Annotated in this window: 12 protein-coding genes; 5 read left to right on the top strand and 7 right to left on the bottom strand. The window is 58.3% G+C overall.

What is annotated here, in order from left to right:
• Nucleotides 1-135 precede the first annotated feature (135 nt).
• Both ACTG2O_RS07550 and ACTG2O_RS07545 read left to right on the top strand, forming a co-directional pair.
• Nucleotides 136-1,773 carry a methyl-accepting chemotaxis protein gene (locus tag ACTG2O_RS07550; RefSeq protein WP_227274305.1) on the top strand — a complete coding sequence of 546 codons (1,638 nt, stop codon included), beginning with the start codon at nucleotides 136-138 and terminating at the stop codon, nucleotides 1,771-1,773.
• A 1,229-nt stretch (nucleotides 1,774-3,002) separates the two neighbouring features.
• Nucleotides 3,003-3,842, top strand: a complete 840-nt coding sequence (locus tag ACTG2O_RS07545; RefSeq protein ID WP_421313119.1) for a hypothetical protein — start codon at nucleotides 3,003-3,005, stop codon at nucleotides 3,840-3,842.
• Between the two features lie 63 nt (nucleotides 3,843-3,905).
• On the opposite strand, the gene cysC is transcribed toward ACTG2O_RS07545, so the two are convergent.
• The 5 genes from cysC to cysG form a co-directional block, all read right to left on the bottom strand.
• The gene (gene cysC, locus ACTG2O_RS07540; RefSeq protein ID WP_439975546.1) at nucleotides 3,906-4,499 is read right to left on the bottom strand and encodes an adenylyl-sulfate kinase; all 594 of its coding nucleotides are present in this window, start codon (nucleotides 4,497-4,499) and stop codon (nucleotides 3,906-3,908) included.
• Nucleotides 4,500-4,527: 28 nt separating this feature from the next.
• Nucleotides 4,528-6,252: an SLC13 family permease gene (locus ACTG2O_RS07535; protein ID WP_439975545.1), complete on the bottom strand. Its 1,725-nt coding sequence runs from the start codon at nucleotides 6,250-6,252 to the stop codon at nucleotides 4,528-4,530.
• 4 nt (nucleotides 6,253-6,256) lie between these two features.
• The gene (cysN, locus tag ACTG2O_RS07530) at nucleotides 6,257-7,684 is read right to left on the bottom strand and encodes a sulfate adenylyltransferase subunit CysN (protein ID WP_439975544.1); all 1,428 of its coding nucleotides are present in this window, start codon (nucleotides 7,682-7,684) and stop codon (nucleotides 6,257-6,259) included.
• Between the two features lie 12 nt (nucleotides 7,685-7,696).
• Nucleotides 7,697-8,629 carry a sulfate adenylyltransferase subunit CysD gene (gene cysD, locus ACTG2O_RS07525; RefSeq protein WP_332306478.1) on the bottom strand — a complete coding sequence of 311 codons (933 nt, stop codon included), beginning with the start codon at nucleotides 8,627-8,629 and terminating at the stop codon, nucleotides 7,697-7,699.
• 72 nt (nucleotides 8,630-8,701) lie between these two features.
• The gene (cysG, locus tag ACTG2O_RS07520; RefSeq protein ID WP_439975543.1) at nucleotides 8,702-10,150 is read right to left on the bottom strand and encodes a siroheme synthase CysG; all 1,449 of its coding nucleotides are present in this window, start codon (nucleotides 10,148-10,150) and stop codon (nucleotides 8,702-8,704) included.
• A gap of 197 nt (nucleotides 10,151-10,347) precedes the next feature.
• Here cysG and ACTG2O_RS07515 point away from each other — a divergent pair, with 197 nt between their 5' ends.
• Both ACTG2O_RS07515 and ACTG2O_RS07510 read left to right on the top strand, forming a co-directional pair.
• Nucleotides 10,348-11,271: an SPFH domain-containing protein gene (locus ACTG2O_RS07515; protein ID WP_005335703.1), complete on the top strand. Its 924-nt coding sequence runs from the start codon at nucleotides 10,348-10,350 to the stop codon at nucleotides 11,269-11,271.
• Complete coding sequence (locus ACTG2O_RS07510; RefSeq protein WP_005335704.1) at nucleotides 11,268-11,723, top strand: NfeD family protein; 456 nt, start codon at nucleotides 11,268-11,270, stop codon at nucleotides 11,721-11,723. Before ACTG2O_RS07515 ends, ACTG2O_RS07510 begins: the two co-directional genes overlap by 4 nt.
• Before the next feature lie 69 nt (nucleotides 11,724-11,792).
• Here the strand turns inward: ACTG2O_RS07510 and ACTG2O_RS07505 are convergent, their stop codons facing one another.
• On the bottom strand, nucleotides 11,793-13,898 hold the full coding sequence (locus ACTG2O_RS07505; RefSeq protein ID WP_439975542.1) for a methyl-accepting chemotaxis protein: 2,106 nt from the start codon (nucleotides 13,896-13,898) through the stop codon (nucleotides 11,793-11,795).
• 140 nt (nucleotides 13,899-14,038) lie between these two features.
• On the opposite strand from ACTG2O_RS07505, the gene nadA reads away from it, so the two are divergent.
• Complete coding sequence (gene nadA, locus ACTG2O_RS07500; protein WP_005362945.1) at nucleotides 14,039-15,112, top strand: quinolinate synthase NadA; 1,074 nt, start codon at nucleotides 14,039-14,041, stop codon at nucleotides 15,110-15,112.
• Between the two features lie 70 nt (nucleotides 15,113-15,182).
• Here nadA and ACTG2O_RS07495 read toward each other — a convergent pair whose 3' ends face one another.
• On the bottom strand, nucleotides 15,183-16,049 hold the full coding sequence (locus tag ACTG2O_RS07495; RefSeq protein WP_236361875.1) for a D-hexose-6-phosphate mutarotase: 867 nt from the start codon (nucleotides 16,047-16,049) through the stop codon (nucleotides 15,183-15,185).
• Nucleotides 16,050-16,133: the final 84 nt, after the last annotated feature.

Below are 16,133 nucleotides of genomic sequence, written 5' to 3'. Positions count from 1 at the left end.
GCAAACAGCAACGTTCTTTTCCTGCCAAAACAGCACTAATAACATATCAATCATTAGCTTTTGCCAACTGGCCCACCCCTTGCACATGTCTTGATGTAGATCAAAATTTAACCATCGCAGCTCGGGAGCAAGGCCATGAGAATCAATCAACCGGTTACCCAAAGAGAACGTCTCTATCCAGACCACCAGAGCCTGATCTCCACCACGGATCTGGAGAGCCGCATCACCTACGCCAACGAGGAGTTCTGCGAGATTGCAGGCTTCCAGCTCGACGAGCTGGTGGGGGAACACCACAATCTGGTGCGTCATCCTGACATGCCGAAACAGGCCTTTGCCGATCTGTGGAACCATATCCGCGAAGGCAAGAGCTGGATGGGGCCGGTGAAAAATCGCAGCAAGAGTGGCGATCACTACTGGGTCAGCGCCTTTGTCACCCCCATCAAGGATGCCAGCGGCCGGGTGGTGGAGTATCAGTCGGTGCGCACCGCCCCGAGCGAGGAGATCAAACAGCGGGCCGAGAAGGTCTATGCCGACCTTCGCAACAACAAGCTGCCGCTGGCGCTCAAGTTGCCCACCTTCTCCCATACTCTGACCATCAACCTCTGCCTGCTGCTGAGCCTGTTTGCCATGTTTGCGCTGGGTTACAGCCACGATATGAACTGGCAACTGGCGCTGGTCGCCCTGCCGCTGGCGATAGCGGCCATCACCTTGAATGCCCTCTCCCGCCGCCTCGGCAAGCTCAACAAGATGGCCCGCAGCCGCTTTGACAACCCGCTGATGCAGCTGCTCTACACCAACAAGGTGGACAACATCGCCGCCATCGAACTCTCGATGCTGATGAATCAGGCCGAGTTCAACGCCGTGCTGGCCCGCACCCAGCAGACCTGCAGCAAGATCCTGCAGGCCGCCGAGGGGGATCTGCGCAACGCCGAATCCATCACCGACAACCTGCAACAGCAGCAGGCCGAAACCAATCAGGTAGCGACCGCCGTGACCGAGATGTCGGAATCCATTCGCGAGGTTTCACAGAGCTCCAGCGAATCCTCCAGCCTGCTGGACGAGACCGCCGACCTGTTCAAGAGCGGCAACCACAGCGTGGCCGAAACCGTGGCTGCCGTGGCGGGTATGAACAGCGAGCTGACCACCTCCAAGAGCGTGATCAGTGCGCTGGTCGGCCACTGCCGCGATATCGATGGCATCCTTGATGTGATCAACAACATCGCCAACCAGACCAACCTGCTGGCCCTCAATGCCGCCATCGAAGCGGCCCGTGCTGGCGAAGCGGGTCGCGGCTTCTCGGTGGTGGCCGACGAGATCCGCACCCTCGCCATCAAGACCCAATCCTCGACCAGCGAAATCCAGAAGATGATCACCGAGCTGCAAACCAGCGCCGGGGATGCAGAACAGGCGATGGAGAAGGGCTGCCAACTCTCCGAAAGCTGCCAGCAAAAAGCCTCGGCGACCGGCACCATACTCCAGCAGATCAACGATATGCTGCAGCAGGTGGCCTCTGGCAGCGGCCAGATTGCCCAGGCGGTACAGGAGCAGTTCCACGTCACCGCCGAGATCAACCGCAACGTACTCAGCATCAAGACCCTGGCCGATGACTCCAGCGTCGGCAGCCAGCACGCCGTGCACGGCATCACCCAGCTGGTCAACCAGTTGAGCGATCTCGACCGGCTGGTACGCCAGTTCCAGAAAGGGGCTCCGGCAACCCAGAGCCGCTACGAAGTGGCCACCACCCGCGCCGTGCCGGTACGCCAAGCCAGATAAAGACAAGCAATCACAGCAGAAAAACCACATGGGCCCTTGGGCCCATGTGGTTTTTTAATGTCTGCCGACAAGCTGGCGATACTCCCGCTTTCCCCTTCCGATTTCCCCCAGCGCTGATAGGCAGCTACGGTGGAACGGTTATATCACCGTCCGTTATTTATTAATTTATTGATCTTGCTCAGAAAACCACCCACTTCCACTTTCCACCCCAGTCCCGTTCGGTAGCATATCCGCTTGGCAACCCTCTTGTCGGAGTCAGCCATGAGCCAGACCAGCACCATATCGCAGATAAGAAGCAGCAGACTGGAAGCTGAAATTCAGGGGCGGTAGCGTGGTTTTTGCTGGTTGGCGCAGCGCGGAGCCCAACAGACAAGCATTATCGCGTCAACCAGAGCGGGATAAACATGTATTGGCCCAAACGGTAAAACAAATGTGCAGATACGTTTCGCGGTAAACGTTGGGCTTTAGTTCGTTCAGTATCAACCTACGATTTTTAGCCCAACATACGAGATAAAATTAGTTACGGCCACAAAAGATGTGGCCGTAATGCTCACCGTTTTAGCATGCGTTAGTGTACAAGGAGATATATGGCAACTAGTTACATTAGTGAACACAGCGCTGAGTATTATTTAGTCCCTACACTAAAGGAAATATTACAGGAACAATATAGTCATGTTGCTCCATTGTTTCCGTGGATATCTCGAGAGCTTAGTAAACTCTCAAGGCTTCTCCATAAAGATGATCAGTTTCATGTGCTTGTTATGTTTCCTCGCAGGCCAAAGCTTCACGATCCAAAAGTAGTGAAATATATGTCACCATTAATTTGGAGTTAGAAGCCTATAATGAGGTCTGGAAAAATAGCAGCGTTCCAGTGATAGCTGGCTGCCCTCTAGCATTAGATATATGGGAATTATCTAATTGTCAGAATTACGCATGGTTAGATCTTACAAAAAACACCCCTTATAAATATTTAAACACAATAAGCGAGCTGAAAGAGCATGGTTTTTTGCTTGAAAAATCGGACATTTTAACACTAGTAAGAAATAGCGCAGTGTTTAATTTAGAGTCTTTTGAGAAGCTATTCCGAGATGCAAAAAAACTCAACCTTATAGAATGTATGGCAGTCAATACAAGCCCGTATATTTTCTAATTAGAGCACACTAACAAATCGTTCAGTGCGACCGCTATCCGCAGCACCTTAACACGGCATTAAGTAACCAGGAGATATTATGGAAGACAATAACCCAATATCATTCGGTAACTCTGATATTGAAAAAATCAGAGATGAATTGAACCAACTATCTCCAACATTGAAAAAGAGAGCGTTAGAAAAATTTGGTTTAGCCGCGCTAGGTAGCATTCCATGGATCGGAGGATTCATCAGTGCAGCTGCAAATATCAAAACCGAAGAAGGTACACTTAAAACAGATGCATTGCAAACACGTTGGTTAGAAGAGCACGAGAATAAGATCGATAAGTTATATTCTGCTTTATTAGAAATTAGTCAACGATTCGAGCAGCTAAATGATGCAATTGATGATAGGATTCAAGATGAAAGCTATTTAGATTTAGTACGGAAATCATTCCGCGCTTGGGATACAGCTGACACAGATGAAAAACGAATGTACATCTGCAATCTTATCACTAATGCTGCTGGAACTAGAATTTGCTCAGATGATGTTGTCCGATTATTTATTGACTGGTTGAATTTATACCACGAAGCTCACTTCGCAGTTATAAAACAAATATATTCCCTACCTGGCATTTCTCGTTATGAAATTTGGAGCAATTTATACGGAGAAACACCACGCGAAGACTCCGCTGAGGCAGACTTATATAAGTTATTAATTAGAGACTTAAGTACTGGCGGTGTTATTAGGCAAGCAAGAGATACTAACGAAGATGGTCAATTTCTGAAAGCTCGCCGTCCTGCTCCACGAACTAACTCATCAACCAAAACTCTCGAAACTGCATTTGAACAAACAAAACCCTATGTTTTGACAGAGCTTGGTAAGCAATTTGTTCATTACACAATGAATAATGTTGTCACAAGACTTTCAGGTGAATAATTGGCAAACAACAAGGGGGAAGATTTCCCCTTGTTTATCTATCTTCAGCCCAGACAATACGCCTTAATCGATCCCCCCCCGCAGCCTTAACGCAGTCAGCAACTCCTCCACCAACACTTCCACCGGTTTACCAGCATTAAGCAGATGGATCTCCGGCTGCTCCGGTGCCTCATAGGCGGAGTCGATACCGGTAAAGTTGCGGATTTCCCCTGCCCGAGCCTTTTTATAGAGCCCCTTGGGGTCGCGCTCTTCACAGATGGCGAGCGGCGCATCCACAAACACTTCGATAAACTCACCTTCGCCCAAGAGATTGCGCACCAGTTCCCGCTCGGCACGGAATGGCGAGATAAAGGCGGTAAGCACGATAAGGCCCGCATCCACCATCAGTTTTGCCACCTCGCCAACCCGGCGGATATTCTCCTGCCGCGCGGCATCATCGAAACCGAGATCGCTGCAGAGGCCGTGGCGCACATTGTCGCCATCCAGCAGATAGGTGTGCTTGCCTTGTGCCGCCAGCGCCTGTTCCAGCGCCCCCGCCAGGGTCGATTTGCCCGCCCCGGAGAGTCCGGTAAACCAGATCACCAGCGGCTTTTGTCCTTTCAATTTGGCCCGGCTCTGTTTGTCGACGGCATGCTTGTGCCACACGATATTGCTCATCCAACACTCCTTGATTGGCACTTATGCCTTAAAACGGAAACAGCAGGGGCACCATCACAATCACCCCGAGGCTATAGGCCAGCGAGACCGGCAGGGCCAGCTTGAGGTAGTCCGGCATCTTGTAGTTGCCCGCGGCATAGACCATCAGGTTGGTCTGGTAGCCGTAGGGCAGGATAAAGCTGGAGCTCGCCCCAAACAGCACCGCCAGAATAAACGGCATGGTCGAGACATCCATGCTGAGCGCCAGCTGGTAACCCATGGGGAAGGCCAGCGCGGCCGCCGCGTTGTTGCTCATCAGCTCGGTTAGCACCAGCGTAAACACATAAATACCGATAAAGGCGATGATGGGGCTGGCACCGTTGAACTCCCCCATCAGCCAGTCGGCGATAAGCTTGGCCAGCCCGCTCTTTTCGAGCTGATCGGCGATGGCGAGCGCCCCGCCCACCACCAGCCAGATATCCAGCGGGAAGCGGCGGCGGATCTCGTCCAGGGTCAGAATGCGGGTGAGCAGCAACGCCACCAGCATCAGCAGCAAGCCCTTGAACAGCGGCACCAGATCAAACACCGAGAGCGCCAACACCCCGAGAAAACCCAGCACCACGGCGGCGCTACGCTTGCCATCGAGACGGGTGGAGGCTTCCAGCCCGCTCACCACCACAAACTCCCGCCCCAGCGACTTGTTGCGGGCAAACTGGGGGCCGGGGGCCAGTAGCAGAGTGTCCCCTGCGTGCAGCTCAATCTGGCCGAGGCCACCGGTGAGCTGGGTTTCGCCGCGGCGCACCGCCAGTACCACCGCATCGAAGTGGGTACGAAACTCTGCATCCTTGATGGTCTGACCCACCAGCCGCGAGCTGTGGCTGACGATCACCTCCACCAGATGCTGGCCGTTGAGGCGGTGCTGGCCGTAGAGATCCAGCCCTTTCATCTCCTGCAACACGCCGACGCTCTCCACATCGCCGCAAAACAGCAGCACGTCCCCTTCGTGCAGCTCGTGTTCCGGCTGCATCGGGCAGATCACCTGATCGCCGCGAATGATCTCCGCCAGATAGAGGCTTTTCAGGCTGCGCAGGCCGTTCTCCTTGACGCTGCGCCCCGCCAGCGGCGAACCGGCGCCCACCTTGGCTTCGAGAAAGTAGCCGGATTCGCGGCTCATCTCGGTATCCTGCTCCGGCAGGTGACGGGCAAACAGCAGCACGGCCACCAGACCGGTCAGCAGGGTACCCGCCCCCACCATAAAGAAGTCAAACATGCCGAGCGGCGGTGCCCCCATCTTGATGAGGAAGCTGTTGACGATAAGGTTGGTGGAGGTGCCGATCAGAGTCAGCACCCCGCCAAAGGTGGCCGCGAAGCACATGGGCAGCAGCAGCCGCGATGGCGCATGGTTGGGGTTGCGTTTGACCGCTCCCAGCATGGAGGCCACCACGGCAGTGTTGTTGACGAAGGCTGACAGGAAGGCGGTGGAGAACCACACCTTCACCAGCACCTTGTTGAATGAACCCGTGCCCACCAGATTGGCGAACCAGCTCATGATGCGGGTCTTCTCCACCGCCAGCGACACCAGCAGCAACAACACCAGCGTCAGCAGGGCACTGTTGGTGTAGCCCGCCACCACGGCGTTGATATCCGCCAGCCCGCTCAGGTAGGTGATGAGCACGGCGCCCGAGAAGAGCAGCGCCGGGCGGAGTTTGCCCTGGATCAGCAGGGCCACGAGAGCAGCCAGCAGACCCAGCACCAGGAATTGTTGCCAGGTCATGGGCTTACTCCTTGCTTGTGTCGTTACCGATGGCAAGGGCTTGCCAGTGCGGGAAGTGCTTGCGCACCAGGGCGTTGAGCTCGATTTCGAACTCGCTGTAGTGCCCTTTTACCGCTTTGGCGGCCAAGCCTTCCACTATCATGCCGGCGCCGACGGTGACGTTGGTCAGCCGGTCGATCAGGATAAAGCTGCCGGTATCACGGATCTCCTGATACGGGTCGAACGCCACCGGGTCGGTGAGGCTCAGCTCGCACAGGCCGATCTCGTTGAGCTTGAGCTCGGAGGCGGGCAACTCGTCAAGCTTGTTGATCTCGATGCGGTGGCGGATGGCCTCCACCTGACCGCGACTCTTCTTGGTGGCCAGCTTGACGTCGTAGACCCGGCCCGGTTGCAGGGACTCCTCCCCCATCCAGACGATATGGGCCAGCACATTCTGGGTCACTTGCGGCTGCTTGGCGGCATCCACCAGCAAGTCGCCGCGGCTGATGTCGATCTCGTCGGCGAAGGTGACTGTGATGGCCTGACCCGGCAGGGCGTACTCCAGATCCCCGTCGAAGGTGACGATGCGAGTCACCGTGCTCTCCTTGCCCGACGGCAGTACAGCAAGCCTGTCGCCCACCCGCAGGATGCCGGAGGCGAGCGTTCCCGCGAAGCCGCGAAAATCGAGATTGGGGCGGTTCACATACTGCACCGGCAGGCGCACCGGATGGCGCTCCAGCTCGCGCTCCACTTCCGCAGACTCCAGCAGAGCAAGCAGGGTATCGCCTTCGTACCAAGCCAGCTTGTCGCTCTGGTTGACCACGTTGTCACCGTCAAGCGCCGAAACCGGCACGATATGGATGGTGTCGACACTGAGCTTCTTGGCGAACTTGCGGTAATCGACACTGATGCGCTCGAACACCTCCTGGCTGAACTCCACCAGATCCATCTTGTTGACCGCCACCACGAACTGCTTGATGCCTAGCAGGCTCGCGATAAAGCTGTGGCGGCGGGTCTGATCCAGCACCCCTTTGCGGGCGTCGATCAGAATGATGGCCAGATCGCAGGTGGAGGCACCGGTCGCCATGTTGCGGGTGTACTGCTCATGGCCCGGGGTATCCGAAATGATAAATTTGCGCTTGGCGGTGGAGAAATAGCGGTAGGCCACGTCGATGGTGATGCCCTGCTCGCGCTCCGCCTGCAGGCCATCCACCAGCAGCGCCAGGTCCAGCTTCTCGCCGGTGGTGCCGAGCTTCTGGCTGTCGGACTCCAGCGCTTTTAGCTGATCTTCATAAATCTGCTGGGAGTCGTGCAGCAGGCGACCGATAAGGGTGCTCTTGCCGTCATCCACGCTGCCGCAGGTGAGAAAACGCAGCAGACTCTTGTGCTGCTGGGCGTGCAGATAGGCTTCGATGCCCTGTTCGGTGATGGCGGTCTGAATATGGCTGTTCATGCTGACGACTCCTTAGAAATATCCCTGACGCTTCTTCTGCTCCATGGAGCCGGCCTGATCGTGGTCAATCAGCCGCCCTTGCCGCTCGCTCGAGGTGGTGAGCAGCATCTCTTCAATAATTTCCGGCAAGGTGGTGGCATCGGATTCGATGGCCCCGGTCAGCGGGTAGCAGCCGAGGGTGCGGAAACGCACCAGCTCCTGCTTTACCTCATCCTCGGCAGTCAGCGGCATACGCTCGTCATCCACCATGATCTTGATGCCGTTGCGCTCCACCACCGGACGGTAAGCGGCGAAGTAGAGCGGCACTATGTCGATGTTCTCGAGATAGATGTATTGCCAGATATCCAGCTCGGTCCAGTTGGAGAGCGGGAACACCCGGATGCTCTCCCCCTTGTTGACCTGGCTGTTGTAGACCCGCCACAGCTCCGGGCGCTGGTTCTTCGGATCCCAGCGGTGGGACTTGTCACGGAAGGAGTAGACCCGCTCCTTGGCGCGGGACTTCTCTTCGTCGCGGCGTGCGCCACCGAAAGCAGCATCGAAGCCGTATTTGTTGAGCGCCTGCTTGAGCCCCTCGGTCTTCATGATGTCGGTGTGCTTGCCGCTGCCGTGCACAAAGGGGTTGATGCCCATGGCGAGGCCATCCGGGTTCTTGTGGACGATGAGATCCAACCCGTACTTTTTGGCGGTCTCGTCGCGGAACTTGATCATCTCCTTGAACTTCCAGTCGGTGTCGACGTGGAGCAAGGGGAACGGGATCTTGCCCGGATAGAAGGCCTTGCGGGCCAGATGCAGCATGACGGAGGAGTCCTTGCCGATGGAGTACATCATCACCGGGTTTTCAAATTCGGCAGCCACCTCGCGGATGATATGGATGCTCTCGGCTTCCAGCTGCTGCAAGTGTGTCAATCTTTCACGGTCCATGTTGGTCCTCGGGTCATTGCTTATGCGCCTGCTCGGGGCGCTGGGTGGTTCAGTGCGCGGCCGCACCAGCAGCCGCATCAAATATCTCTTTCCGGGTCAGGCCAGCTGCACCAGCTTAAGGTCGCAGCCATCGAGATCCGGGTTAGCGCGCTGCTGCTCGCCGCTTTTTTCTCCGCTCTTTTCTCCAAACCAGGCGAGCCGCTCACGCAGGGCAACCACTTCGCCGATGACGATAAGCGACGGGCTCACCGCCTGTTTGGCCAGCTCGGCCAAGTCGGCCAGCGTGCCGGTCAGCACCCGCTGACGGGATGTGGTGCCGCGCTCGATGATGGCGATGGGGGTGGCTTGGCTTCGGCCGTGTTCCACCAGCTGCTGCTGGATATGCTCGGAGCGCATCAGCCCCATGTAGATGACCAGGGTCTGACTGGTGGCGGCGAGCTGCTGCCAGTCGGGCTCCTTGCCCTCTTTTTGGCAGTGGCCGGTAATAAAGACGGCGCTCTGGGCGTAATCACGGTGAGTCAGCGGAATACCGGCATAGGCGGTGGCACCGGCAGCAGCCGTGATGCCGGGCACTACCGAGAAGGGGATGCCTTCGTCGGCCAGCACTTCCAGCTCCTCGCCACCCCGGCCAAACATAAAGGGATCGCCCCCTTTCAGCCGCACCACCCGGTTGCCCGCCTTGGCGTACTCCACCAGCAGGCGATTGGTCTCCTCCTGCGGCACGCTGTGGGCGCCCGCCTTCTTGCCAACCGACACCAGAGTGGCATCGCGGCGCACCAGATCGAGGATCTCGGCGGAGACCAGTTGGTCGTAGAGCACCACTTCGGCCTGTTGAATCTGTTGCAGCGCCTTGAGGGTCAAGAGGCCCGGATCGCCAGGGCCCGCGCCGACCAAGACCACCTCGCCCACTTCGCTTTTCGCCTGATCGAGGCCATCACTCAGCCACTGCTCGGCACCTTGCCAATCCTCTTTTTCAATCAGGCTGGCGAGGGTGTTGGAGGCAAAGGCGCGCTCCCAGAAGCGGCGACGGTCGGATATGGAAGAGAGCACCCGCTTGGCCTTGTCACGGACCCGGCCGGAGAGCTCGGTAAGCCCGCCAAGATGGCGCGGCAGCAGGCTCTCCAGCCGTTCGCGCAGCAGGCGCACCAGCACCGGCGCCTTGCCGCCGCTGGAGACCGCCACCATCAGCGGCGAGCGATCAATGATCGAGGGGAAGATAAAGCTGGAGCGTTTGGGGTCATCCACCACGTTGACGAACAGACCCAGCTGATTGGCACTTTGATAAACCAGTGCGTTGACTTCGAGATTGTCGGTCGCCGCTACCACCAAAATCTGGCCTGCGAGATGGGCCGGAGTGAAGCGCTCGGCAAGATGGCTGAAACGCCCGGTGAATTCCGCAAATTCCGGTTCAAGCTTCGGGGAGACCAGGGTCAGCCGGGCACCGGCCGCCAGCAGCAGGCGCGCCTTGCGCAGGGCAACCTCGCCCCCGCCCACCAGCAGTACCGGGCGGCCTTCCAACTTGGCAAACATAGGTAAATAATCCATTTCGGCCCATCCCTCGGAACACGACTAATATGGGGCGACTATAGGCAGGGCAGCTTATCCCTCAAAATAATAAAAAATGCTTTTTAATGCGTTTTGGTAATTAGCAAAGCCGATTCATGACAAAGGCGTACAAAGTCACTTGTGGTACCTGACGCCAGACCATAGGCTAGGGACTGTGTTTCATAAGGAGCTAAATGATGAATGAATCATTGATTGTGCTAGGGATTTTTGTGTTCCTGGTGCTCGCCACTCTGAGCGCGGGTATCAAGATCGTGCCCCAAGGCTACAACTGGACGGTGGAGCGCTTCGGCCGCTACACCCGCACCCTGACCCCGGGTCTTAACCTGTTGATCCCCTACGTGGATCGGGTCGGCCACAAGATCATCATGATGGAGCAGGTGCTGGACATCCCGGCACAAGAGGTGATCTCCCGCGACAACGCCAACGTCACCATCGACGCCATCAGCTTTGTGCAGGTGGTGGATGCCCGCAAAGCGGGTTATGAGGTCAACGATCTCACCAGCGCCATCCGCAACCTCACCATGACCAATATGCGCACCGTGCTCGGCGCCATGGAGCTGGACGAGATGCTCTCCCAGCGCGACACCATCAACGAGAAGCTGCTGCGCACCATGGATGCCGCCACAGCCCCCTGGGGCATCAAGGTGACCCGCATCGAGATTAAAGATGTGCGCCCGCCGCTGGCGCTGGTCGAAGCGATGAACGCCCAGATGAAGGCCGAGCGCCAGAAACGGGCCGAGGTACTGGAAGCCGAAGGGGTGCGCCAGTCCAAAATCCTGAAAGCGGAAGGCGAAAAGCAGTCCCAGATCCTCAAAGCCGAAGGTGAGCGTCAGGCCGCCTTCCTCGCAGCCGAAGCGCGGGAGCGGGCTGCCGAGGCAGAAGCCAAGGCGACTCATATGGTCTCCCAGGCAATTGCGGAAGGAGACCTGCAGGCCATCAACTACTTCGTGGCTCAGAAATATACCGAGGCACTCGCCCGCATCGGTGAAGGCCCCAACAGCAAGATCATCATGATGCCGCTGGAAGCGGGCAGCCTGATTGGCTCGGTGGCTGGTATGGCCGAGCTGTTCAACAAAGATGGCAAGGGCAGCAAGTCATGACAGCCCTGTTAGAGGGGCTGACCCACTGGCACTGGCTGGGGCTCGGCTTCATTCTGCTGGCCATCGAGGTGCTCGGCTCGGTGGGCTTTTTGCTCTGGACCGGCATCGCCGCGCTGGAAGTGGGCCTGCTGCTGCTGATCTGGCCCTTTGGCTGGCAGGCGCAGTTGCTGCTGTTTGCGGTGCAATCCCTGCTCACCACCTGGGCCTGGTGGCGCTGGCAGCACCAGCGCGACAACTCGGGTCAGGATGCCGCCAGCACCATCAACGAGCGGATGCAGAGCTATATGGGCCGCGAGCTGACCCTGCTGGATGATGTCACCCAGGGCACCAGCCGGGTGCATCTGGACGACACGGTCTGGACGGTGCGCTGCGACGAGTCGCTACCTGCGGGCAGCAAGGTCAGGGTAGTGGGGGCCGACTCCCACATCCTGCTGGTTGAACCCCGCAACTGACGCAACTCTACCATCGAGTCATAAGAAAGCCCGCGATCGCTCGCGGGCTTTTGTCTCTCTGGTTGCCACTCAGGTACGCAGCCGATCGAGCTGACTGGCCAGCGCCGTGGCCGCTTGCTCCAGCGCTTCGCTCAGCTGATGGCTGGAGCTGGCCTCCTGCCCGATCACGTTGGCGGTATCGCCGATCCGCATCAAATTCTTGTTGATATCGTCACTGACGGCGCTCTGCTGCTCGGCGGCGGTGGCCACCTGACTGATGTGGTCGTGGATCTGCTGGATCTGGGCCACCACCCGATTGAGTGCCTCGAACGCCTGCTCGGTGCCCTGCACCGTGGTGGTGGAGCGCTCGATGCCGGTATTCATCAGACGCTGACTGCTGCTCACCTCGGTCTGCAGGCTACCAATCAGCTGGCCGATCTCGTCGGTCGATTCACGGGTCTTGGTAGCCAGCGCCCGTACCTCATCCGCCACCACCGCAAAGCCACGGCCCATATCACCCGCTCGTGCCGCTTCGATGGCGGCGTTGAGGGCCAGCAGATTGGTCTGCTCGGCAATGGCGCGGATCACATCGAGGATCCGGCTGATATTGGTGCTGCGCTGGGCCACCAGCGCCACCGCCTTGTCCGCCTCATGCATATCGCCGACCAGAGTATGGATCTCGTTGCGGGCATTGCTGAGGGTCTGCTGGGCGGTATTGATGTGGTGGGTCGCCGCTTCCGACTCCTGCGCCGCCTGCTCGGCATAACCCGCCACGCTGACTGCCGTGGTGCTCATCTGATGCATGGCGCTCACCACGCTCTCCAGCTCCAGATTCTGCTCGTCCAGACTACTGCGCATGGTGTCGGCGGTATGTTTCATCTCCCGCGCCTGCTGGTAGACCTGCTGACCGATCCCCTTGCTCATTTGCACCATGCCCCGCAGCTTGCCGAGGAAGGCATTGAGCTGGGCCCCCAGATCGATCAGCTCCTGATGGGTGTCGATCTCCATCTGCTGGGTCAGGTCCCCCTCGTTGCTGGAGAGATGGCCCACATGACGGCTGATAAGAGAAAGTGGCGCTGTGATGGTCTGGATAAACCAGACCAGCAAGCCCAGCACCAACAGGGTGATACCGCCCATGGCGATGATCTGCTGCCGCTGGGCATCCACCAGCAGGGCGCCGAGCTCGCTGCTGATGGTGTGCGCCTTGCTTAGGGCCAGCGCCTTGGGCACCTTGATCATCAACCACCACTGGGTATTGGCTGCCTCAACCCGGATGGGCTGATGAAGAATGAAGTCACTGTCGCTGCTGACCGGCTGACCGTCAGGCAGGGTCAGGCCCACCTCCTTGAGTGGACGGCCCAGCTTGTCGGCATAGCGGTTGCTGCCCACAATCAGCCCCATCTTGCTGACCAGGGTCACATCCGCCTTGTTGTCATAGAGGCTCTTGCCAAGGTTTTCAGCCAGTTGCTGGAAGATGGGCAGGTTCATATCCACCCCGGCCAGCCCGACAAACTTGCCGTCACGCAGCACGGGCACCGTCAGACTGGTCATCAGCATCTTGTTGCCCGGGCTGATTTCGTAGAGGTAGGGCTCCATCAGGCAGGGCTGGCGGGTATCGCGACCACAGAGATACCACTCGCTGTTGCGAATGCCGAACTCGTTGAGGGAGGTATCAAACTTGGCCTCGCTGGCGGCGGCGTCCACCGCTTGCTGAGCGACGGCCCCTCCCTGATCCTTGGTGAAATAGACCTCCAGACTCCCCTTGCCTGCCACCGAGTGGCTGGCCCCGCCCAGCCAGTTGCCATCCTCGCCATCATAGCCATCCGGTTCAAACTGGGCATAAATGGAGCTGATCCCGCTCGCTTGCTGCAGGCTGCTGCCGAGTAGAGACTCAACTTGGGGCCGCGACAAGCGCAGTTCCGGTTTGGCCATCCCGGCTTCAATCTGGGCGGTCACGGTCAGGGGGATCTGATAGGAGTTCTGCATCAGCGAGGCAATCTGGATGGCATAACGCTCTGCCTGATACTGCAGGCTGCGGGAGACCTCCTCTTCCAATGCATCGCTGGTCTGGGTCATCACCATGTTGCGAAGGGAGCTGAAAGAAGCCGATTGCAACAGGGTCATGGCCAGCCCGGTCAGCAGAAACAGCCCCATGGTAAGGCACAACAACTTGAACTTGAGGGAACGTTGCTTCATGCGACAACTCCTTATGGCAGAATAACAACGAATTACTTGAGTATATTCGCCCACTTGCGCTTCACCCGATTTGTTGATGGGTTTGTGGCAGGCTTCTGGTTATAATTTTTGCCTTCCCGAGCGTTGATGGAACAGTCGCAATGAGCAATGCACTGAGCAGTGTCCCGCCGGTAGTCGCAATGGACTACCCCTTTCCGGCCAAACCTCTTCCCCTGAGTGCCGAGCAGAGAATGACCTTGACCACAGAAATCAAGGCGCTGCTCAAGGAGCGCAAGGCGGTACTGGTTGCCCACTACTACACGGATCCCGAGATCCAGGCGCTGGCCGAAGCCACCGGCGGTTTCGTCGGTGACTCACTGGAGATGGCCCGCTTTGGCCGCGATCACGAGGCGCAAACCCTGATCGTCGCCGGGGTGCGCTTTATGGGGGAAACCTCCAAGATCCTGAGCCCCCACAAGCGGGTGCTGATGCCGACTCTGGAGGCCGAATGCTCCCTCGATCTGGGCTGTCCCATCGAACAGTTCTCCGCCTTCTGCGATGCCAATCCCGACCACACCGTGGTGGTCTATGCCAATACCTCGGCCGCAGTCAAAGCACGGGCTGACTGGGTGGTGACCTCCAGCATTGCGCTGGAAATCGTCGAGCACCTCGACAGTCTGGGTCACAAGATCATCTGGGGCCCGGATCGCCATCTGGGTGCCTATATCGAGAAGAAGACCGGGGCGCAGATGCTGCGCTGGCAGGGCCACTGCATCGTCCACGACGAGTTCAAGGCCCGCGCCCTGCGCGAGCTGAAAGAGCAGAATCCTGACGCCGCCGTGCTGGTTCATCCGGAATCCCCCGCCTCGGTGATCGAGCTGGCCGATGCGGTGGGCTCCACCAGTCAGCTGATCAAGGCGGCCAAAGAGCTGCCCCAGCAGAAGCTGATCGTGGCGACCGATCGGGGCATCTTCTACAAGATGCAGCAGGCCTGTCCGGAGAAAGAGATGGTGGAAGCACCGACCGGTGGCGATGGCGCCACCTGCCGCAGTTGCGCCCACTGCCCTTGGATGGCGATGAACGGTCTGGTGGCGATCAAGGAGGCCCTCACCGATGGTGCCGAGCGCCACGAGATCCATGTCGACGAAGATCTGCGGGTCAAAGCCTTGATCCCCCTCGACCGGATGCTCAATTTCGCCGCCGAACTCAAGCTCAAGACTCAGGGCAACGCCTGATTGCCGCCATCACGAGATGCAAAGAGGGCTCCCGCGGGAGCCCTCTTTATTTATCTGAACCTCATCCAACTCAGATGATTACGGTGGAGAGACTGTGCTCTTCATCCGGCGCAACGGTCACACCCGCCTCACCGGCGATGGCCGCTTCGACGCAGAGCATGGTGCGATAGCCATCGTCGCTCATGTCGGCCATGGCGGTAGCCCCTTCCAGCCAGGGGGTCCAGACCACCACGCTGTCGTGGTTGCCACTGACAACCCGGGTCTCGCGCTCACCATCCTGCACGCTCACCAACGCCTCTGGCTGCCAGTAGACCCGATCCAGCGGCCCGCTCAGGGTCAATGTACCCTGCTGCTTGGCATCCTGTCCGGTCAGCTTGTCGGCATAGGGCTCGCCCAGACCGCTCACGCTCACCGCCTCCGGTGCGCTGATCTGCAAATAGGTGTGCAGCGCACCGCTATAAGTCAGCGGCTGGCTACCGGTGTTGCGAGTGGTCAGCACCAGCGAGAGCTCTTTGCCAACCAGCACATCCAGCTCCAGCTCGAAGGTGTGATCCCACAGGGCGCGGGTTGCGTCGCTGTCGCGCAGGGAAAGATGAACGAGCGTGCCATCGGCGTGATCGGAGACCCCGTCCAGCATCCAGAGGGTGGTGCGGGCAAAACCGTGGGAGGGCTTGCCGCTACCAACGCGGGCGGGCGCCGGGCCAAACCAGGGCCAGCAGATCGGGATACCACCGCGAACAGGCTTGCTGCCATCCAGCACCGCCTTGTCACTCAGCCAGATGGAGGCCGGCTCGCCATGACGCTGATAGTTCAGCACATGGGCGCCAAATAGGCTGATCTCGGCCTTGGCATAGCCGTTGTTGATGGTGAGAACCGGCAGACCGGCGGCATTGTTGGCAAGCTTACAATTGGCTGTCAGGGGACGAATGGATTGCATGTGGACTCCTGTCATCAGGGGAAACCGAAAAACAAAAAGGCGGCCAATGGCCGCCTTTTTCAAGCTACGCGATTGCGCATCCCA

The sequence above is a fragment of the Aeromonas sp. 61P genome (genome assembly GCF_051919545.1).
In the GTDB taxonomy this organism is placed as follows: domain Bacteria; phylum Pseudomonadota; class Gammaproteobacteria; order Enterobacterales; family Aeromonadaceae; genus Aeromonas; species Aeromonas veronii.
The sequence above is the reverse complement of the archived record's forward strand: the minus strand, read 5'-3'. Positions and strand labels throughout refer to the sequence as shown.